The organism is Galactobacter caseinivorans, assembly GCF_003640665.1.
GTDB classification, from domain to species: domain Bacteria; phylum Actinomycetota; class Actinomycetes; order Actinomycetales; family Micrococcaceae; genus Galactobacter; species Galactobacter caseinivorans.
In genome coordinates, this window is record NZ_QQXL01000005.1 from 94,245 (window position 1) to 114,517 (window position 20,273).

20 protein-coding genes are annotated in these 20,273 nt (G+C 66.9%); 10 read left to right on the plus strand and 10 right to left on the minus strand.

Features of this window, described 5'->3' with window-relative positions:
- The first annotated feature begins 2 nt into the window (after positions 1–2).
- Both DWQ67_RS09130 and DWQ67_RS09135 read left to right on the plus strand, forming a co-directional pair.
- Positions 3–992 carry an alpha-ketoacid dehydrogenase subunit beta gene (locus DWQ67_RS09130; protein ID WP_121485459.1) on the plus strand — a complete coding sequence of 330 codons (990 nt, stop codon included), beginning with the start codon at positions 3–5 and terminating at the stop codon, positions 990–992.
- Complete coding sequence (locus tag DWQ67_RS09135) at positions 989–2,467, plus strand: dihydrolipoamide acetyltransferase family protein (protein ID WP_121485298.1); 1,479 nt, start codon at positions 989–991, stop codon at positions 2,465–2,467. Before DWQ67_RS09130 ends, DWQ67_RS09135 begins: the two co-directional genes overlap by 4 nt.
- 26 nt (positions 2,468–2,493) lie before the next feature.
- Here DWQ67_RS09135 and DWQ67_RS09140 read toward each other — a convergent pair whose 3' ends face one another.
- Together DWQ67_RS09140 and DWQ67_RS09145 are read right to left on the minus strand one after the other, a co-directional pair.
- Positions 2,494–3,237 (minus strand): ankyrin repeat domain-containing protein, encoded by a 744-nt coding sequence (locus DWQ67_RS09140; RefSeq protein WP_121485299.1) that lies wholly within the window; start codon positions 3,235–3,237, stop codon positions 2,494–2,496.
- 148 nt (positions 3,238–3,385) lie between these two features.
- Positions 3,386–3,994: an NAD(P)-dependent oxidoreductase gene (locus DWQ67_RS09145; protein ID WP_121485300.1), complete on the minus strand. Its 609-nt coding sequence runs from the start codon at positions 3,992–3,994 to the stop codon at positions 3,386–3,388.
- Between the two features lie 135 nt (positions 3,995–4,129).
- Here DWQ67_RS09145 and DWQ67_RS09150 point away from each other — a divergent pair, with 135 nt between their 5' ends.
- Complete coding sequence (locus DWQ67_RS09150; protein WP_121485301.1) at positions 4,130–4,516, plus strand: winged helix-turn-helix transcriptional regulator; 387 nt, start codon at positions 4,130–4,132, stop codon at positions 4,514–4,516.
- A 41-nt stretch (positions 4,517–4,557) separates the two neighbouring features.
- Here DWQ67_RS09150 and DWQ67_RS09155 read toward each other — a convergent pair whose 3' ends face one another.
- The 5 genes from DWQ67_RS09155 to DWQ67_RS09175 form a co-directional block, all read right to left on the minus strand.
- Positions 4,558–5,139, minus strand: coding sequence for a hypothetical protein (locus DWQ67_RS09155; RefSeq protein ID WP_147433657.1), 582 nt, complete (start codon positions 5,137–5,139; stop codon positions 4,558–4,560).
- Between the two features lie 71 nt (positions 5,140–5,210).
- Complete coding sequence (locus tag DWQ67_RS09160) at positions 5,211–6,545, minus strand: hypothetical protein (protein WP_121485303.1); 1,335 nt, start codon at positions 6,543–6,545, stop codon at positions 5,211–5,213.
- Entirely contained in the window at positions 6,546–7,166 is a 621-nt protein-coding gene (locus DWQ67_RS09165) for an ATP-binding cassette domain-containing protein (protein WP_121485304.1), read from the minus strand.
- Between the two features lie 811 nt (positions 7,167–7,977).
- Positions 7,978–8,427, minus strand: coding sequence for a helix-turn-helix domain-containing protein (locus tag DWQ67_RS09170; protein ID WP_121485305.1), 450 nt, complete (start codon positions 8,425–8,427; stop codon positions 7,978–7,980).
- Between the two features lie 126 nt (positions 8,428–8,553).
- The gene (locus DWQ67_RS09175; RefSeq protein WP_121485306.1) at positions 8,554–10,050 is read right to left on the minus strand and encodes an amino acid permease; all 1,497 of its coding nucleotides are present in this window, start codon (positions 10,048–10,050) and stop codon (positions 8,554–8,556) included.
- A 169-nt stretch (positions 10,051–10,219) separates the two neighbouring features.
- Between DWQ67_RS09175 and DWQ67_RS09180 the strand changes: the two genes are divergently transcribed.
- From DWQ67_RS09180 to DWQ67_RS09190, 3 genes are all read left to right on the plus strand, one after another.
- Positions 10,220–11,065, plus strand: coding sequence for an HpcH/HpaI aldolase/citrate lyase family protein (locus DWQ67_RS09180; RefSeq protein WP_121485307.1), 846 nt, complete (start codon positions 10,220–10,222; stop codon positions 11,063–11,065).
- A gap of 280 nt (positions 11,066–11,345) precedes the next feature.
- A complete protein-coding gene (locus DWQ67_RS09185; protein WP_158595419.1) occupies positions 11,346–11,792 on the plus strand; it encodes an SRPBCC domain-containing protein in 447 nt (148 codons plus the stop codon).
- 138 nt (positions 11,793–11,930) lie between these two features.
- Positions 11,931–12,644, plus strand: coding sequence for an 8-oxoguanine DNA glycosylase OGG fold protein (locus DWQ67_RS09190; RefSeq protein ID WP_121485309.1), 714 nt, complete (start codon positions 11,931–11,933; stop codon positions 12,642–12,644).
- A gap of 12 nt (positions 12,645–12,656) precedes the next feature.
- Here the strand turns inward: DWQ67_RS09190 and DWQ67_RS09195 are convergent, their stop codons facing one another.
- A complete protein-coding gene (locus tag DWQ67_RS09195; protein WP_121485310.1) occupies positions 12,657–13,499 on the minus strand; it encodes a fumarylacetoacetate hydrolase family protein in 843 nt (280 codons plus the stop codon).
- 100 nt (positions 13,500–13,599) lie between these two features.
- A complete protein-coding gene (locus DWQ67_RS09200) occupies positions 13,600–15,216 on the minus strand; it encodes a DHA2 family efflux MFS transporter permease subunit (RefSeq protein WP_158595420.1) in 1,617 nt (538 codons plus the stop codon).
- A 148-nt stretch (positions 15,217–15,364) separates the two neighbouring features.
- Between DWQ67_RS09200 and DWQ67_RS13795 the strand changes: the two genes are divergently transcribed.
- Positions 15,365–15,988: a TetR/AcrR family transcriptional regulator gene (locus DWQ67_RS13795; RefSeq protein ID WP_158595421.1), complete on the plus strand. Its 624-nt coding sequence runs from the start codon at positions 15,365–15,367 to the stop codon at positions 15,986–15,988.
- Between the two features lie 51 nt (positions 15,989–16,039).
- Complete coding sequence (locus DWQ67_RS09210; RefSeq protein WP_121485312.1) at positions 16,040–17,086, plus strand: lactonase family protein; 1,047 nt, start codon at positions 16,040–16,042, stop codon at positions 17,084–17,086.
- Between the two features lie 107 nt (positions 17,087–17,193).
- On the opposite strand, the gene DWQ67_RS09215 is transcribed toward DWQ67_RS09210, so the two are convergent.
- Positions 17,194–17,928, minus strand: a complete 735-nt coding sequence (locus DWQ67_RS09215) for a DUF805 domain-containing protein (RefSeq protein WP_121485313.1) — start codon at positions 17,926–17,928, stop codon at positions 17,194–17,196.
- Between the two features lie 349 nt (positions 17,929–18,277).
- On the opposite strand from DWQ67_RS09215, the gene DWQ67_RS09220 reads away from it, so the two are divergent.
- Positions 18,278–18,919 carry an ABC transporter permease gene (locus DWQ67_RS09220; protein WP_121485314.1) on the plus strand — a complete coding sequence of 214 codons (642 nt, stop codon included), beginning with the start codon at positions 18,278–18,280 and terminating at the stop codon, positions 18,917–18,919.
- Between the two features lie 70 nt (positions 18,920–18,989).
- Positions 18,990–20,246: an ABC transporter ATP-binding protein gene (locus DWQ67_RS09225; protein WP_233556040.1), complete on the plus strand. Its 1,257-nt coding sequence runs from the start codon at positions 18,990–18,992 to the stop codon at positions 20,244–20,246.
- Positions 20,247–20,273: the final 27 nt, after the last annotated feature.

The following is a 20,273-nucleotide window of genomic DNA, read 5'->3' on the forward strand; positions in this document are numbered from 1 at the left end:
GCATCGAACGCATGACTCTGGCCAAGGCCCTGAACGCCGGCCTGGCCCGGGTCCTCGAGGAGGACCCCACCACCCTCATGATGGGTGAGGACATTGGCAAGCTTGGCGGCGTCTATCGCATCACCGAGGGGTTGCAGGCGCGCTTTGGCGAGGACCGAGTGATCGATTCCCCGCTGGCGGAATCCGGCATCATCGGCACCAGCATTGGCCTGGCCCTGCGCGGCTACCGACCCATCGCCGAGATCCAGTTTGACGGCTTTGTGTTCCCGGGCTTTAACCAGATCACCTCCCAGCTGGCCAAGCTGCGCATGCGCTCCGAGGGCAAGCTGACGGTGCCGGTCACCATCCGCATCCCCTTCGGCGGCGGCATCGGGTCCATTGAGCACCACTCCGAATCTCCTGAGGCGCTCTTTGCGCACACCGCTGGCCTGCGGATCATGACGCCCGCCACCCCGCATGATGCCTACTGGATGATCCAGGAGGCGGTGCAGAGCCAGGATCCGGTGATCTTCTTTGAGCCCAAGCGCCGCTATTGGATGAAGGGGGACGTGGACACTGAGCATCGAGCGGCTCCTGCCGCTCAGGCGCAGGTGGTCCGCGCCGGCAGCGACGCCACGATCGTGGCCTGGGGCCCACTTGTTCCGGTGGCGCTGGCCGCAGCGCAGGCCGCGCAGGAGGACGGACGCGACGTGGAGGTCATTGACCTGCGCAGCCTGAGCCCCATCGACTTTGACACCATCACTGCGTCGGTGCAGCGCACGGGCCGCCTCATCGTTGCCCACGAGGCTCCTACCTTTGGCGGCCTGGGCGGGGAGATTGCGGCCCGCGTCGCGGAGCGCGCCTTCTATGCGCTGGAGGCGCCGGTGCTGCGGGTGGGTGGCTTCCACATGCCGTATCCGCCCTCCAAGGTTGAATCGCATTACCTGCCAGATATTGACCGCATTCTTGATGCGCTTGATCGTTCCTTCCAGCATTCAGAGGTGTCCGCGTGAGCACATTTAAGCTGCCCGACGTCGGTGAGGGCCTCACCGAGGCGGACATCGTCTCCTGGAAGGTGTCGGTGGGTCAGAGCGTCACCGTGAACCAGGTTTTGGTGGAGATCGAGACGGCCAAGTCGCTCGTGGAGCTGCCCAGCCCCTACGCCGGCACCGTCACCGTGCTGCACGCGCAGGAGGGCCAGACCCTGGAGGTGGGCGCCCCGCTCATCGAGGTGGCAGAGGCCGGCGCGGGCAACGCGACGCCTGTGCCCGCCACCTCTGTGCCCGCCACCTCTGCGCCCAGCACATCTGTGCCCGACGCCGCTGGGTCGGGTTCTGCCGCGGCCTCACCGCCCGCCGTTGAGTCTCCCGCGACGAGCTCCGTGCCGGCCGAGTCCACTCCGGCCGAGTCCTCCCCGGGCCCGCTAGTGGGCTCCGGCCCCGTGGCGGATTCGGTCAAGCGCCGCCCCCGCGTGCGCCCCGGCCAGCGCCCTGGCCACCACGGCGCTCACGCGGCAGCGACCCCGGCGTCCGAGCCCCACCACCACCGCGCCCTGGCCAAGCCGCCGGTGCGCAAGCTGGCGCGGGAGTTGGGCGTTGACCTGTCCCAGGTGCCGCCCACCGGCGCACGGGGCGAGGTCACGCGTGAGGACCTGTCTGCCTTCGCCGATCGGCGCCTGCACACCACCGGGCTCAGCGCCCCGGCGAGCCAGGGCACTCAGCCGGCCGCGGCGTCGTCCGGCGCTTTGGCCGCCGCCTTTGGTGCCGGCTCCTGGCAGGCGCCGGCGGATTCGATTGAGCGCGTGCCCGTGAAGGGCGTGCGCAAGGCGACCGCAGCGGCCATGGTGAGCAGCGCGTTCACCGCGCCGCACGTCTCCCTCTTTGTGGACGTGGACGCCACGCGCACCATGGAGTTCGTGAAGCGGCTGAAGGGCTCGCGGGACTTCCAGGGCGTCAAGGTCACGCCGCTGCTGATCGTGGCCAAGGCAGTGCTGTGGGCCGCGGCGCGCACCCCGCAGATCAATGCGAGTTGGGTGCAGACCGAGCAGGGCGCGGAGATCCAGATCAAGAGTTTTGTGAACCTCGGCATCGCCGCCGCGACCCCGCGCGGGCTTGTGGTGCCCAACGTCAAGGATGCGCAGGAGCTGAGCCTGCGGGAGTTGGCGCTGGCCCTGGAGCACCTGGGTGCCACGGCGCGGGACGGCAAGACCAGCCCCGCAGACATGCGCGATGGCACCGTCACGATCACCAACGTTGGCGCCCTTGGCGTGGACACCGGAACCCCGATCCTGAACCCGGGTGAGGTCGCGATTGTGGCCTTTGGCACCGTGCGTGAGCGCCCCTGGGTGGTGGACGGGCAGGTGGTCCCGCGCTTCGTCACCACAGTGGGCGGCTCCTTTGATCACCGCGTGGTGGACGGGGATCAGTGCGCCCGGTTCCTGGCGGACGTGGCCTCCATCCTGGAGGAGCCGGCGCTGCTGCTGGATTGAGTGGTGGGGGCGCGCCCTGCCCGGCGCTACTTTGACGAGGCCCGCAGGGCCCGGTCAAGGAGCTCGACGACGCGCGTCTGGCCGGCGCGCTGGGCTAGTTGGCGGGGCGTGGCGCCGTCGGCATCCGCCTTGGCCGGGTCTGCGCCTGCCTCCAGGAGGAGCCGCACCGTGGTGACGTGGTCCGCGTCGCCGTCGCCCAGCACAATGGCCTCCAGGAGCGCCGTCCAGCCCAACTGGTTCACGTGATCCACGGGCACGCCCGCCTTGAGCAGGATCCGAACCGTGCTCACGTGGGCGTGCTCGCTCGCGGGAATGAGGGCGGTTCCGCCGTAGCGATTGGTGGACTTCACGTCCGCGCCGTGTTTCAGGGTGGCCTCCAGGATGGTGTCCAGCCCCTCCGCTCCGGCGTAGAGGAAGGCAGAATCCTGCAGCTCGTCCTTGGCGTCGGGGTCCGCCCCGGCCTCCAGCAGCGCCACGGCGGCGCGGCTCTTGTTTGCCTTGGTGGCGGCGACGAGCGGCGTGGCGCCTTTCTCGCCCTTGCTCTCCAACCCCGCGCCCTCCTTGAGGGCCGCGCGGACCGCCGCCGCATCGTCGAGCTCAATGGCGCGCGTCAGCTTCTCTTGTGCCGCAAGGTTGGAGGTGCCCGGCGACGCAGCGGAGCCCGTGCCACCGGCTTCCACTGTGCAGGCCGTCATCGCCAGGGCGCCGAGCAGCAGAAGCGGTGCGCTCAGGAGGCGCCAGGGCCAAGGGCGGGAGTTGTTCACGGGCATGGGACTCCTGCGGTGGGTGGGTCGGGGACGAGGACGTGCCCGTTGCGCAGAAGCTACACGGAAAACGGCGACGCCCGCACCTTCCGCACACGAGTGGCGGAGGGTGCAGGCGTGGCTGGCGTGGCCCGAGCCGGCGCTGGCGACCCGATCAAGCGTTGGCGACGGTGAAGCGCTGCTCGCGGTGCTTGGGGGACTCCAGCTCATCCAGGGCGGCGGCGGCAAAGGTGTCTGCGGAGACAAAGTCGCCCGCGGGCTGGTTGGAGCCAAGCACGTACTCGGTGCGCTCGCCCGGGGCGATGGCGGGGGCCGGGGCCAGCATGACCCAATCCAGGCCGGAGGAGGACTGGTAGGTGAGCAGGACGTTGGCGAAGGTGTCCGCCTCCGCCTTGTAGGCGGCGGGGAAACCCTCGGTGTCCTTGAGCATCACGCCGTCCGGGGTCTGCGTGGCGCCTGCGCCACCCACCACAAAGAGGCGGGCCGGGATGGAGGTCTCGGCGATCTCGTCATGCAGCTCGCGGAACTCGTCGTGGGCGGAGCCGTCGCGAGGGGACGGGATGGAGAGCACCACGGCGTCGTTCTGGCTGGCGATCACGGTGTAGTTCTCCAGGTCGGAGAGGTTGCCGGCCACGGTGGAGACGGCGCCGGGGACCTCGGTGCCGGAGCGGGTGATTGCGGTGACCTCGTGGCCGCGGGCGATGGCCTCTGCAGCAATGCGGCTGCCGACCATTCCGGTGGCGCCATAGACAGCAATCTTCATGGGGAACTCCTTGTGCTGGGTGGGCGCGCTGGGCGCCGCACGGTGGGTGCTGGTGGCCGTGGGGAATGTTCCCTGCGGCGATGCTTTGATAGTACCCACTAGATACCGAGTACCTCAACGTACTAAGGTACCCATATGGATACTTTTGTGGACCAGCAGGGATCCGAGCTGGCCTTCAATGTGATGGACCAGTTTTGCCCCTCCCGGGTGGTGCTGCAGCGGATCGGCGACAAGTGGACGCCCTTGGTGTTCCAAGCCCTGAAGCAAGGGGTGCTGCGCTTCTCCGAGCTGCGCTCCGCGATCGGGGGAGTGACGCCCAAGGTCCTGACCCAGACCCTGCGCTCGCTGGAGCGTGACGGCCTGGTCTCACGCACCGTCTACGCCGAGGTGCCCCCGCGCGTGGAATACCGCCTCACCGAACTGGGCGTCTCACTGCTGGAGCCCTTGGACGCGGTTCGCGCCTGGGCGGAGACCCACGCGGGCTCGGTTCTGACCTCGCGGGATGCGTTCGACGACGCCTGATCGGCTTGGGTGCCCGGCCGTTACTTCTCGCATGGCGGGTCTCAGTAGGAAGAGGCGAATCGCAGGAGGGGAGCATCTTGCGCGGTGCCGGTGAACGGTCGGCGCGTGACGAGGAGAATGGCTACTGCTAAGAGGCATGCGCCCAGGCTGACATAGGCCACGGCCCCAGTCATCCCCTCACCGGTCCACCAGCTGCGAGACAACAGCCACGCCCAGGGGCGTAGCCCCGTCTCCTGACTCCTGCCGAAGAGAGTGACCAGTACGAGGTAGAGGACGGGCAGGCTTCCGGAGACCGGATGGGAGCTGAGCCACCGTGCGGCCATGGCGATGATGGCCATCGCTGTTGCGGTTGAGGCCACGTAGGCCATCTCGGTGAGCGGCATGCGCCCTAGCGCTAAGACGAGCACCGCGGCCCCGGAGTACAACGCCACCGCAGCGAACTGTAACGCGATGCTGTGAGCGATGACGTTGCGTGCTTGGGACCTGACGCCTCTCGGTTCTCCTGCCCGGGCCACACCGGAGGCCACGACGGCCAGGAGCACTGCCCCCACAACGGGAGCGGGCAGCGTGGATCGCAGTCCGCGCGGCACAAAGGGGATCTCTAGGTCGACGCCGCTCAGCACAGCCGCAACCGCGCCGCACAACACCGCCCCCACCCACATCCACCCGGCATGTCGAGCCGCCAGCGCCCATCTCACGGCAGCCCCAACTCGGCCGCGGAGGGCACAGAGCATCGCGACAAAGCCTCGTAGGTGGCGCTCACAGCCCGCTTCTTGGCCGTTGGTTCAGCAGCTCGCACCTCACGCCAGGCTTTGAAGGCGGCGCCCGTGCCTTGGAAGTCCTCCAAGGAGAGCGCGGCGGGGGGCTGGGTGCCGAAGCTACGCGCCAGCTCGGACTCGGCCCAGCTTTCAAGGGCGAGCGCCCAATCGAACCTCTCGATGTTTGCTTCGCCGTCACCTCCCCCGTTGTTGCCGCAGTCCTGATTTTGGATCGCCACGCTGAAGGTGCTCGCCACAGAGTGCAACACTGGCTCCCTGTCCATCCACGGTTCCACCACCACGTTGGCCACTCCGTCCTCGCTCAGCACCATGGCGCCCACGTCGCTGGAGCGCACCTGGCGCACGGCGGGAAGGCCCAGTGCTTCGAGGGAACGGAACGCCTCGGCGATGTCCGCCCGGTGATCCGCGCGGCTGAGCTGGATGTCATTAAGGCACACGCTTGGATTGTTGTCGTCGCAGGGCGAGTCGCTGGCCGGGAGGGCGAGCAGGGGGCTGTATCCGAGGGGGGCGGCCAGGCTCAGTGACGCTCCCACAACCATCCCCAGGGCCAACGCCGCGGCAACACTGCGCTGGAGCCCGGCCTTGGTCAGCTTGAGCTTGGGGCGTCCCTTGGGTACGAGCAGGAGCAGCGGAAGGAGCGCGAGCGCAGAGAAGATCGCCAATACCCAAAGCGCTCGCGGGTCCAGAGTCGTGGTGGCGGTGCAACAACCCGAGATCGCGGGCCCTGAGAGGTAGCGCAAGGGTGCGAACGGCGAAGTCCACGTGAATCCGAGCCAGCCATAGGACAGCAGCAGGGCCAATGGCACCGCGAGGAAGACGCGTAGAGACCTTCCCAGCAAGTATCCAATGAGGGAGTGGAACGGCAAGGGCAGCCACAGGGCGAGGATTAGCCACCAGGGGAACGTGTCCGGGGCCGGACCGGCCTTCGCAAGAAGGAATGCCGCACCGCAGAGCTGGATGATCGCCCCTGCCGCTACGCCTGGCCAGATTCTGGCCAAGACCACTAAGGCGGCAGGGCGGGTCGTCGCTTCCAAGGGTCCGGTGGCCTTGCGGTCCCAGCCGCCTTCGATCGCCGCAGAGACGCTCGCAACGCCGCAGCTCATGATCAGAAGCAGCGCGGTCCACGCCACGGCTGCTTCGCGATGCGCCTCAAACTGACGAACGTCGGCAAACGATTGAATGTAAACCACGGCGAGGGCCAGGCCCACGAGACCGAGCAGCCAAGCCGGGCGCTTCTTCCAGGGGAGCATCTAGAAGTCGCCTTCCATGACGCTGACGTAAGCGGCCGTCAGCCGCTGTTGGTCACTGCCCGCACTCTCCGGCGCCCGAATCAAGAACTCGTCAAGAGTGCCGTCAAACGCCACGGCCCCACGCCGCATCACTACCACGCGGTCCACGAAACTCTCGATGCCGGCCGTGTCGTGCGTGGACATCACCGTGATTCGGTCGGCCCCGCCGGCGCGCAGCACCTCGGTGAAGCGTTCACGCTGCGCCATGTCTAGCCCGACGGTTGGCTCATCAAGCAGGAGCACGTCGGCATCGTGGACGTAGGCGCCGGCCAATCCCAGGCGCTGAGTTTGCCCTCCAGAGAGGGAGGCGGCAGGCCGCACCGCGAGATCCTCCAGGCCGGCAAGCTTAAGCGCTTCAGGGGCCCGCAGTTTGGCCTCCCGTGCGGGCATGCCTTTCAGCCACCCCGAGTACTCCACGTGTTCTAGGACGCTCAGCCCACCCACTGGGCTGAATGCCTGCGGCACCCAGGAAACCCGACGCAAGTATTCCTTGCGCCGGGCACCGAGCGGCGACTGCCCCTCGCTGATCTGTAGCGCAATCCGGCCGTCTGATGGCTTGAGTACCCCTGCGAGTAACCCCAACTACGTGGACTTGCCTGCGCCATTGGGTCCCAAAGGAGGGTTACTCCGGGCCCGAATTCAACCGAGACTGCTTGAAGTACGCTCCGGGAACGTGAGTAACCAAAGCAGATCCCCGCGAGGGATAGGGCTGGCATCAGAAGTACTGCACCACCTTAGAAGCGCTGAATTTGCGTCCGCTGGACTCCCCGTTGATCTTGTCCAGCGTGAAGTGGTAGCGGTCCGAGCGCGTCATTTCACCCCAGTTTGCAGTACCGCAGGCAACCGTTCGGGTACCCATGCTCTGGTCGGGGAGCCAGCCCATCTCGTTATAGAGGTTCATTGTGACGTTGTGGAACCTACTATCGCCCACCTGCGAACATCCGGACAGGACCGTGCGAGTGGACGCGCGGTCGTTGTGACTGTACTGCCAGGCTCTGGAGGAATGGCCTGTAGCCCACCCTGAAATATTGGACGTCCAGCTTCCTTCCGCCATGGCCGGCGCGGCCAGACTAACTGCAATTGTCAGCGCCGCCGCCGCGGCTGTGCTTGATCTTTAATGCAAGGTGCATAACAATCTCCTGGACTAGTATCCCGTTGGTGCATATGCGATTGACAATACTGAAAAAATACGCCGCTCGGTAGCCCTGGTCCCAAAGTCGCCCGGAATGCGCTTGCCCCGGCCTGCACCGCATAACCGTTTCGCTGGTGATTCTCGCTGCGCCCACCTTCTCGGTTCTCCGGCACGGTACTGATGAAAGTACGTCCAAGAGCAGCGGTAAAGGACTCTTCTTTTGCGGTGCCAACCTTCGCACCGGGGTGTGACCCGCCTGCGCTACCGAGCGTCGTCGGGCATCGATGCCTGCCCAGCCTGCCCCGACGCGGCGGTGGCGCGCGTCGCATCGCGGCGCTTAACCCAGGCCAGCACATCAGCGGAGAGGAAGCGCCGGTGCGATCCGCGATACGTCACCGGGATCTCCCCGGCGTCCGTCAAGTTGCGCAGATAGGTCTGCGAGATCCCCGCCAGCCGCGCGGCTTGCGAGGTATTGAGCCAGGACTGCGCGGAGGCCAGCTCCACGCCGTCGCCCTGTGCCAGCCGCCGCAGAACGTCCTGAACGGCAGCCAGTGCAGCGTCCGGCAGGCGGAAAGAGGTCCCGTCCACAACCACGGTTACGTCGCCGGCGGCCCCGGGTTGTCCCAGTGCCTGGCGCAGGGACGCAGCTTGCTCGGCAGGCAACGGGTCAATGCGGGTGTGGTGGCCCAGCGCGGTCAGAGGTTGAGGCATGGCTCCATTGGACCCGAGTACCGTCCGCGGACCAAGTCCTGTGACTCGGGAGCGCGTGATGCAACAACGCCGGGGCCGGACCTGTGTGGTCCGGCCCCGGCGGGGTGATTCAGGTTCAGCGGTGGGTCAGCGGCTGGCGTTCAGCTGCTGATCCTGCCAGGCGCGGGCGTTGGCCTGTTCGTCGGCCACCTTCGCCAGGTGCGCTGCGCGAGCGGCCTGGTGGGCCGGGTTGCGGCGCAGCACCAGGTAGCCGATGCCGACCAGGGCAAACCAGATCGGGGTGGCGATGAGGCCGGCCAGGGTGTCCGGATCGCGGGTGAAGGCCCACAGCAGGAAGGCGAAGAACGCCATCACGAGGTAGGGCATGAACAGCCCGCCGGGCATCTTGAACTTGCTGGTCTCGTGATCCATGGGGCGGCGCTTGCGATAGACCAGGTAGCTAATCAGGATGATGGTCCACACGAACATGAAGCACAGCGAGGAGATGGTTGTGACGATGGAGAAGCCCGTTGACTTGTCCAGGCCAAAGACCATCAACACGATGGAGGAGAGCAGGAAGACGCCGGAGAGGAACAGCGCATTGCGCGGAACCTTGCGACCGGTCAGCTTGGCGAACGGGCGCGGGGCGTCCCCGTCCGTCGCCAGTGCGTAGACCATGCGGGAGGTGGAGTAGATGCCGGAGTTGGCGGAGGACAACGCGGAGGTCAGCACCACGAGGTTCACGATGTGCGCCGCGGCGCCCAGGCCCGCCAGCGAGAACAGCATGACGAACGGGGACTCGTCCTTGCTGAAGTTCTGCCACGGGACCACGGACATCAGGATGACCAGGGAGCCCACGTAGAAGAGCAGGATACGGATCGGGATGGCGTTCACTGCCTTGGGCAGGTTGTGCTCCGGGTTCTTGGTCTCCGCGGCGGCGGTACCGACCAGCTCGATGCCCACAAAGGCGAACACGGCGATCTGGAAGCCCATCACGAAGCCCATGAACTCGCCGCCGAAGAAGCCGCCACCGGTGGTGAACAGGTTCATGAAGGAGGCGGTGGCGGTGCCGTTGGCGTAGTTGTGGGTGAAGCCGGTGAAGATGAGGATGAGGCCGATGACGATGAGGGCCACGATGGCCACGATCTTGATCATGGCGAACCAGAACTCGGTCTCGCCAAAGCCCTTCACGGACGGCAGGTTGAGCACGATCAGCAAGGCGATGACCACGAGTGCAGGGATCCATAGCGGGATCGTGGGGAGCCAGAACTTGATGTAAACGGAGGCGATGACGATCACGTCAGCCACGCCGGTCACGATCCAGCAGAACCAGTACGTCCAGCCGGTAAAGAAGGCTGCCCAGGGGCCAAGGATGTCGCCCGCGAAGTCCGCGAAGTTGCGGTAGCCGGAGCGGGAGAGCAGCAGCTCTCCCATGGCGCGCATGACGAAGTAGAGCATGAAGCCGATGATCATGTAGACCAAGATCACGGAGGGGCCGGCGACCGAGATGGTCTTGCCTGAACCCATGAAGAGGCCGGTGCCGATGGCGCCGCCGATGGCGATGAGCTGAATATGCCGGTTGGTGAGAGAGCGGCTGAGTTCCTCAGTGCCGCCCTCTGCAGGCGCGTTGTGGTGCGAAGTCATGAGCAGGAGACTACCGAATGTGGGGTGGGTCACGGGTTCGTGTGTCGGGGTGTCGGTCGTCGGATGACGGAGTTGTCACGTCACCCCGATGTTGAGTCAATTCCGGATAAGTGTCTCCATGATGCGGAAACTGCCGCCGGTGCGGTCGGCGTCGGACTAGGCTGTGTGCATGCCGTTTCGTAACCTCCGTGCCGCCGCCCTGCCCGCCAAGCTTTCCCGCTCCTGGTTGCTGGTCAACGCCCTGAAGCCGGAGCTTTTTTCCCCGGCGCTTGCCTCGGAAGCGGACTCGGTCATTTTCGATATGGAAGCCCCGGTTCCGCCTGAGCAGAAGCAGCAGGCTCGGGACAATGTGGTTGAGGCCCTCTCCGGCGGCATGACCGGTTGGGTGCGCGTGAACCCGCCCACCTCGGAGTTTTGGGCGGACGACCTGGCGGCACTGACCCGCGTGCCCGGCGTGCGCGGCGTGATGCTGGCTGAGACGGAAAAGCCGGAGCAGGTCACCTACACGGCCATGCGCCTGCAGGCGGGCACTCCCGTGATGGCACTCATTGAGTCCGCTGAGGGCATCGAGAACGCCACGGCCATTGCCTCCGCGCCGGGCACCTTCCGCCTGGCCTTTGGCATCAACGACTTCCGCAAGGACACCGGCGTGGGAGATGACCCGCTTGCGCTGGCATACGCCAGGGGCAAGTTGGTGATTGCCTCCCGCGTGGGCCGCCTCCCAGGCGCCATTGACGGGCCGGCCGCCGGCGGGGCAACGCTGGAGCAGGTGGCCGCCGAATGTGACGTGACGGCCAAGATGGGCATGACCGGCAAGCTCTCCCTCTCCCTTGACCAGGTGGACCAAATCAACCAGGGGCTCTCTCCCAAGGACGACGAGGTCACGTGGGCGCACGAGCTGCTGGAGGCCCACGCGCACGGCGCCACGATGGGAGATGGCTCCTACCTGCCGCGCCTGAAGCGCGCTCAGAAGATCGCGGAGCTCGCGGATTCCTACGGGCTCTGGAACGCCTGAGCTAGGCCACCTTCGCAAGCACGGAGCGAGCCCCCGCCCTGCAGGGCGGGGGCTCTGTGCGGCTCAGGGGGTGAGAACCGCATTCATTACACTGTCAAACATTCGCGGCCTTTGGGAAGCGATTTGCGAAAGGTCGACGAATATTTACGTGAAAAGTTGACTTGGCAATTTTGCGCGACGGCGAATGCGCCTGGGGTCCCGGTGCCAACCCGGCGTGGCATCGCCGCCGGTCTGCCCCGTCCACGTTGACGTGAGCCGCGCCAAGGGCCAGGCTCAACACATGACTGAGACCAGCGCCGATCCCGTCATTGCCCGCGTCCGTGTTCCCGTGGGGCCGGTGGCCGCCGAGGCTGGGTGGGTGCACCACATCGGCGAGTGGTGGCCGCTGGATACGCACGGGGTCCACGGTGGCACGGCGACTGTGGTCTTTGCCGGCGGCGAGATTCACGAGAAGGCGCCGGATGGATCCGTGGCCTACTGGGGCACCGTGACCACGCGCGAGTCCGGTGAGCGCCTGGTCTTCACCTGGCATCCCGGACGCTCCAAGGATGAGGCCACGCTGGTCTCGCTGACGTTCGCGTCGCTGCCGGAGGGCGGCACTGACGTGCTGCTGGAGCATTCGGGCTTTGATTCCCTGCCCGACGGCGGTGCGGTGCGTACCAAGTATGCGGCCGGTTGGCCTGGGGTCCTGGAGCGCTACGCGGCGTTTATGGCGGCGCGCGACTGAGCCCGCGTACCTGGGGCGAACATCCTGCCTGGTGAGCGAATGCGGCGGCGGCTCCACCCGGTTCTGGCAGAGCTGATCGGTGTCAGCACGTAAACCCTTGGCCGCGCGGTGTCCGTGCCTCGTGAAATGATTCGGACCATGAGCGAATCCCCAGTTGAGCAGCAAACCGACGCACTCCGAGACCTTGCCTTGCAGGCCCGCGACGAGCTCATGGTGCAGGCACAGCGCCTCCCGGTGGACCCCGCCCGATGGGGCGCGCACGCCAATGAGACGGTGGAGGCGCTGATCCGGGACTCCGGGGCGTGGGACGCGGAATCCGGGAAGGTCTCCCGCCAGGCGCTGTGGGATCTGGCCGAGCGCACCCGCAACTCCGCCGGTCAGGAGCGCGCCGACCTGGCCAACGCGCTGCTGTGGACCGCACTTGCCTGGGGCGAGGGCAATGACTATCGCCACGCCAGGAAACTGTCTTTCGCCCTGATGGGGGCACCTCGCGATTTGGCGCGCAGCGTCTTTGATCAGGCACAGAACCCGGAAGGCGCCGAGGCGCTCTTCACCTCCCTGCACGGGCCCTCCAGCTCGGCGAAGGTGAGGTATTGGGGACCCGATATTTTCACCAAGTTCCTGTACTTCAGCGCCCCGCGCACCAACCCAGCCACCCACCTGATCGTGGACCAGCGAGTCCGGGAGGTGCTGGCCGCGCGCAAGGACCCCAGGGTGGGCATGATTCACGCTGCACCCGGAGGCTTTGGTTGGCACAGCTACAACGCCAGCGTCACCCTGATGAATCAGCTGGCGCAGGAGTGGAAGGTCCGCCCCGACGACGTGGAGTACGCGGCGTTCCGTCTGGCCTGAACGCCTGCAGCGTTAGGAGAACACGTTGCGCTGCGTACCCAGGCCGTCGATGCTCGTCTCCATGACGTCCCCAGCCACGAGCCACGGGTGGCGGCCGGCCTCGTTGCGGCGGCCAAGCGCCACGCCGGCGGGGGTGCCGGTGAGGATGTGGTCGCCGGGTTCCAGCGTGATCATGGTGGAGAGGTATGCCACCAGGTCCGCGGGCGCGCGCACCTGCTCGCCGACGGAGTCCAACTGCACCGTGGCGCCGTTGACGCGCGTCTCGATGCGAGCTGCCGGGTCAAATTCGTCCGGTGTCACCATCCACGGGCCCACCGGGGTGGACGCCTCCCAGATCTTGCCCTGGGTCCACTCGCTGGTGCGGCCCTGCCAGCCGCGCATCGAAACATCGTTCGCCACGGCGTAACCGGCAATCGCGTCCTGCGCCTGCTCCGGGCTGAGGCGGCGGCCGCCTGAGCCGATGATGATGCAGAGCTCGCCCTCCCAATCCACCCGGTGATCCTCCGCCGGGATCTCGAGGGGATCCTCCGGGCCGCACAGCGTCAGCGCGAACTTGGTGAAGACCGTGGGGAACTGGGGCGTCTGGCTGCCGGTCTCCGCGATGTGCTTGGTGTAATTCAGGCCGATGCACAAGACCTTGGCCGGCTTGAGCACCGGCTGCGCCAGCTGACCGGGCCGGGGCGCGGGGAGGGCTGCACTGCCCGACGCCGCCTCCACGGCTTGGTCGCGAAGGTGAGCCGGGGCGGCGAGCCAGGCTCCGACGTCCGCGAAGCCCTCCAGCGGAGTGAGGGATCCATCCGGGTGGACGACGGCGGCGACGGTGTCCTGGTCGCGGCGGAGGGTTGCGAGCTTCATGTGGCAATGGAAACACATCTCCACCAGGTGAAACAGGGCGGGGTCAAGATGACCGGACCGGTGGGTGGTGGTCCGAACACACGGGTGCCGCCGCTTGGGCTCAGGCCGCGGCGCGCACGGCCTCCGGTCCGGCGGCCTCGCCCGGCTCGGACGGCCCGGCGGCCTCGCCCGGCTGGGACGGTTCGGACGGGCGGATCATCGCTCCGGTCACGATGGCGATCACGCACAGCACGCCGGCGCCCAGGAACGCCCACCTGGCACCACTCATCTCCGCCGCGGGCCCGGCCAGGCCGGACTCCCCGGCCACGCGAGCGCCAAACGTCATGGTGGCCACCAGCAGCGCGGTTCCGGCGGCGCCGGCTAGCTGCTGGAAGGTGTTCAGGATGGCAGAACCATGCCCGTAGAGCGGCTTGGGCAGCGAGGACAGCGACGTGGTGAGCAGCGAGGTCAGCACGCAGGCCATGCCCGCGCCGTACAGGGTGTTCCACAACAGGACCACCCACAGCGGGGTCGCAGGGGTGACAAAGGCCAGCGCAAACATGGACACCGCCAGCAGCACGGTGGCCGGAATGACCAGCGGGCGCGGGCCAATGCGGTCATAGATCCGGCCCACAAATGGCGCAAGCACGGCCTGCACCAGGCCGGCTGGCAGCAGGATCAGGCCGGTGGTCATGGGGGAGAGGCCCATGCCCTGCTGCAGCACCATGGACAGCAGCACCACGGATCCCAGCAGCAGGCCAAAGGTGATGGCGACCGTGATGAGGGAGAGGCGGAACGTGGGAACGGAGAACGGGCGCAGGTCCATCAAAGCGGCACCGCGCGGCTGCAGGGCGCGCTGGCGCCGCACAAAGAGGACCAGCCCAAGCACGCCAACCACCAGCCCGAGGGCCGTGGGAATCCAGGAGCCGCTCAGTGCCGTCTCCGCCCCGGCCAGGGCGTAGACCACGCCGCCAAAGCCCAGCGCGGAGAGCACCACGGAGGGGGCATCAAAGGGCACGCGTCGGGTGGCGCCGCCGGCGGGAAGCTTGGTCAGCCCCACCAGCAGGGTCACCACGGAGATGCCGACCATGAGCCAGAAGATGGCGTGCCAGCCAAGCGAGCCAAGAATCAGGCCGGACAGCGCGGGGCCAATGGCGGGCGCGCAGGCAATCACGATGGTGTTCATGCCCATGATGGCGCCGCGGCGGCTGGGCGGCACCGAGCTCAGTGTGGTGGTCATCAGCAGCGGCATGATCACGGCGGTTCCGCCGGCCTGAATCACGCGGGCCGCCAGCATGACGGAGAAGCTGGGGGCCAGCGCGGCCAGCAGGGAACCCAGCAGGAACAGCCCCACTGCACAGAGGAACAGCGAGCGCGTGGTGAAGCGCTGCAGCAGGAACCCGGTGGTGGGAATGACCACGGCCATGGTGAGCATGAATCCGGTGGAGAGCCACTGAATGGCGGTGGCGTCCACGCCGAATTCGATCATGAGCTGCGGCAGGGCCACGGCCAGCACGGTCTCGTTCAGGATCATCACAAACGCGGCCACGGCCAGGATCGCGAGCGTCGCGGCGACGCCAGCGGGGAGCTTGGGGCGCTCGGCGGCGCCACGCGTGGGGGCGGTCTTCTGCCCGACGCCGCTTGGCTGGCTGAGCGCGCCGGCTGCGGGTGCTGCGGGTGTTGAGGCTGGTTGTGTTGCCGGGGGAGCCGGGGGAGCCGGGGGTGTAGCGGGGGACATGCAATACCTGTTTCCAAGAGTGAGGGAGCCGCTTCGAAGCGGCCCCTCATCCTGGCACAGTGTGCCAACTTGGCGTAAGCCGACACAACGTGAGTCCAGGCACACCACCCCACCGCCCATCCCAGAGCGCGCGTGCCAGGATAGGAGCATGTCCAACACCGCGCCCCAGGGCCTGCGCGAACGCCGCCGCCGCCAGACCGCGCTGGAGATCCATGAGGCCGCCATCGCCTGCTTTGAAAGCGACGGGCTGGAGCACGTCACCGTGGCACAGATTGCGCAGCGGGCCGGAGTCTCATCACGGACCTTCTTTCGCTACTACGCCAATAAGGAGCAGGCGGCCCTGCCCGGGCAGGGAACCCTGCGCACCGCCCTGGTAGGGCTGGAACAGCAGACTGGACCACACGCCGTCGGGCACTTGGTTGACCTGCTCACCCGCGTCATCGCGGAGGATCCCAGCGATCCCGTGCGGCATCGCCGCATCGGCGCGCTGCTGGAAGCGGAGCCGCTACTGCGCGCCCACGTGGCGCACCAGGACGCGGAAATGGTGCGGGAAATTGGTGACCGGCTGATCCACGCGGACCCGGAGATGGACCTGGACGGGGCCCGGCTCGTGGCAGAGATCGCGATCGGCGCGTGGCGCGTGGCGTGGGCCGGATGGGACCGCGAAGGGGCCACCCAGAAGTATCCGACGCCGCTGGCGCGCTGGCTTGGCGTGCGCGGCAGGGTCATGCAGGCGGCGCTGGCAGTGGCGGAGCCCACGCCCGCTTCGTGACACGGGCACGGCGCAACGCAAGGTAGGTTGGTGCGGAACCTGGGAGGATCAATGTCGACCTATTGCTTCATCGCATGCCGCACTGCCGGAACCATCGAGGCGCACGCCTTGGATGAGGAGCGCGGAACCCTGCGGCGCCTTGCCGTCATGGACGGCGTGGACGGCGTGAGCACGCTCGCCTTTGACCACGGCCGCGCCATTCTGTACGCGGGCCGCGCCGGTGAGACCCCGCTGCTCTCCGTGTTCACGGTCGTGGCCGGCGGGCGCCTGGAACCCCGCGGAGACTTTGAGCTGCCGCATTCCGCCGCCTTCATGTCCTTTGACGTGGACGGGCTGCTGATTGCCAGCTATCACGACTCCGCGCTGTCCCGGATTCCGCTGGATGACGACGGCATCCCCACGGACGCCCGCCCCACCTTCACGGATGCCAGCGCCGGCAAGAACATTCACTGCGTGCTCCCCACCCGCGACGGCCTCCATGTCTACGCGACGGCGCTGGGTAGCGACCGCGTCCTGGCGTACCGCCGCGGCGGCGAGGGTGAGGAGGCGCTGGTGCGCCTGCCAAGCACCGTGGTGGAGCCCGCGGGTGAGGGGCCACGCCACCTGGTGATCTCCCCCGAGGGCGACCGCGTCGGCGTGATCACCGAGATGGGCGGGCACGTGTACTCCTACGATCGCGACACCGTGAGCGGCGCGCTGACCTTTACCGGCAGCGTCTCCATCGCGGGCGACGGCGATGAGCTGGCACACGGCGTGGCTCGCGTCCCCGGCGGTGCACCTGTTCCGGAGCGCCCCATGTGGGCGGCCGAGTTGCGTCAGGCGCGGGGCGGCTCGCTCTGGCTGGCGACCGAGCGCACCACGTCCAAGCTGACCGTGGTCCGCGCCGGGGAAACCCCGCGCGTCCTTGGCCGCGTGGGCACCGAGACCCAGCCGCGCGCCGCCGCCGTGGCGCCGAGCGGCGAGTTGGTGTTGGTGGGCGGAGAGAAGTCCTCACATGTGAGCGTGTATCGCGTGGGAGAAAAGGGGATTCTGGAGCCGACTCAGCGCATTGAGACCGGCGAGAACCCGGCGTGGTTCGCCTTTCAACGCGTGGACTAAGCCGATCCCGTGAGCAAAACACGGATGGCCGCGACCCAAGGGTCGCGGCCATCCGTGTTTTCTTTGCCGTGCCTGCCTCGATTGCGGCGGGCTCCAGCGCCACCCCTCTAAGCGATGGCGAAGGGCTTGCCGCGCTCCGCAGCGCCAGGCACATCGAAGCGCATGCCCTCCGCTTTGGGGGGCAGGAACATGAAGACCAGCAGCACAATGCTTCCGACGCTGGTGAAGGTAATGAAGTACCAAGGGCCGGCGAAGTTGCCGTCGTGCAGGCGGCGCCAGGTCAGCGCGATGCTGGGGATCAAGAGTGCCAGCCACACCACAGCGCACAGGATGCAAGCGATCACAAAGAAGGTCAGGGCGCCGGCATCAGGGGGGCCAGTGGCATCGAGTCGCGTGTAGCTACTGGTGGACGTGGTGCTCGTCGTCTTCTCGAACGGGATGGAGGTGAACATGGCGATCATCGAGATGGTGAAAAGCACCGTCGGAATGAGGTAGATGAGCGCCAGCATCAGCGATGCCCACCAGTACTCGCTGCGCGAGGCGCGGCCGGTGAAGCGGGCGTAGCTCTTGAAGAAGCGCCGGGCTGCCTGGCCAAAACTGGCTCCGTAGAGAGGCAGATTCAGGTCATCCGGGGAGGCCGCGCCGAGGGGAGGGGTGAAGCCATAACCGGCGTTGGCGCCGGGGTTGCCGCTCGCGTACGCGCCGGGCGGCTGGTAGGCGGGCTGTGATTGTCCGCGCTGCGGTTCACCGTATGAAGGCTGGCCGTATTGCGGTTGACCGGGATTGCCCTGTGGGTGTCCACTGTCCTGCGGGCCGTAGCCACCGCCGGGTTGATTCGACATGAGTGATCCCTTTCTCGTCGTGAAGTAGTGCTAAAAAACTTATGCACCGCAACTGGCGTGCCCTGCCACCCATAGTGACAGGTGGCCAGCGCGCCCGCGCGGATGGTGCGGGTGAAGCGCCGCAGTGAGGCGTTGGAAACGGACTTGCCGCCTCCGCCGACTCCTCACTCTCGGCACCGCTCTTAGCCTCCATCGTGTCAAGTATTCGCAGTGAATGCGTCCGTCGCGCGGACGATTCCTCCAGAACTCCCACAGGATGATTTCTTGGATTTGATAGAATCTCCACAGAGTCGATGATCTCATCGGCAAAAATATTTGAATACATAACTCACCTGAAGCGGGTTTTAATGTGTGGAATTTTGTCACTGAACGATGGCAACAAATCCTCTTTGCCTCGTATCAACATCTCTCTCTCGTCGTCCAGTGCCTCATCCTGGCGACCGTCCTCGCAGTAATCATTGCGGTCCTCACAGCGAGGACCCCCTGGCTGGCCGGACTGGCCAACGGCGTCTCCGCCGTCGGGCTGACCATCCCCTCCTTCGCCATGATCGGTCTCATGATTGGCCCCCTCGGCTTTGGTCCGCTGCCATCCGTGGTGGTCGTGACCTTCTTCGCGGTCCTGCCCATTCTGCGCAACGCGCTGGTGGGCCTGAACGGAGTGCCTGCTGCGACCGTGGAAGCGGCGCGCGGGCTGGGCATGAGCCGCCTGCGCACCCTCGCCACGGTTGAACTGCCCATGGCCTGGCCGGTCATCATGTCCGGCATCCGCGTCTCGGCGCAGATGGTCATGGGCGTGGCAGCAGTCGCGGCATTCGTGCTTGGCCCCGGCCTCGGCACCTTTATTTTCAACGGCCTCTCCCGCCTCGGTGGGGCCAACTCGCTCAATTCAGTGGTGGTGGGCGTCGTCGGCGTCGTCATCCTTGCGCTCATCCTTGACCTGGCCCTCGTTGGCCTGTCCCGCCTCACTATCCGGAGGGGTCTTCGTGTCTGAGAACCAGAACAAGCCTGCGAACCAGAACAACCAAACGGCCCAGGGTGACTCCAGCACCGGCGGTACCGCGATCCTCCTGAAAGAGGTCACCAAGAGCTACCCCGGCCAGGTCAAGGCAGCCGTGGGTGGCCTGACTCTGGAGATCCCGGCGGGCTCGGTGGTCATGTTCGTTGGCCCCTCCGGCTGCGGCAAGACCACCACCTTGAAGATGATCAACCGGCTCATCGAGCCCACCGAAGGCCAGATCATCATCAATGATGAGGACGTCACGGGCATGGATGCGGACAAGTTGCGCCGCAGCATCGGTTACGTGATCCAGGCCGGCGGGCTCTTCCCGCACATGACGGTGGCCGCCAATATCGCCATTGTCCCCAAGATGCTGGGCTGGGATAAGGCGCGGATTACGGCCCGTGTGGATGAGCTCCTTGAGCTGGTCTCACTCGACCCCGCCGTGTACCGGGATCGCTACCCCAAGGAACTCTCCGGCGGCCAGCAGCAGCGTGTGGGCGTGGCCCGCGCGCTGGCGGCTGACCCGCCAGTGTTGCTCATGGATGAGCCGTTTGGCGCCGTGGACCCCATCACCCGCCAGCGCCTCCAGGATGAGCTCCTGAACATCCAGGCGGAGCTGCACAAGACCATCGTGTGTGTGACACACGACTTTGACGAGGCCATGAAGCTGGGCGACTGGATCGCGGTCTTCGATGAGGGGGCGCAGCTGGTGCAGTATGACTCCCCGGAGCGCATCCTGGCTCAGCCGGCCAATGAGTTTGTTGAGGGCTTCATCGGCTCTGGCGCCGCGCTGAAGCAGCTCTCGCTGCAGCGTGTCCGCGACGTCACGCTGCTGCAGCCGGTCACGGCCTCCCCGGGGGAGAACGCCTCTGATGTGCTCTCGCAGCTGCAGGGAACGGGTGCCAAGCACGCCGTGGTCCTTGACGCGCGCCGTCGGCCCATTCAGTGGCTCTCCACCCGTCAGCTCTCTCGCATGGAGATCATTTCCGACCAGGTGGATCCCAGCCTGCCGCAGGTGGGCGAGTCAGCCACCCTGAATGATGCGCTGGATGAGATGCTCGTGGCCTCCTCCGGCCAGGCCCTGGTGACGGGCGCCCGCGGCGCCTTTGTTGGGCTGATCAACGTGGAGTCCGTGACCGAGGCCATCGCGGCCGCGCGGCGCACCAATGGCGATCATTCGGCGCCGGTTGGGCTGAACTCGGGCACCATGGCGGCCGTGGCGGTCGCCGCGGCGGATCAAGGGCCCGACGACGCCCTGCCGCTGGATGGCGACGGGCCTGACGGCACTTCGCTGGAGGACAGTGGGGTGCGCTCATGAGTGCCGAGGTACTCCCCGGCACCGGGC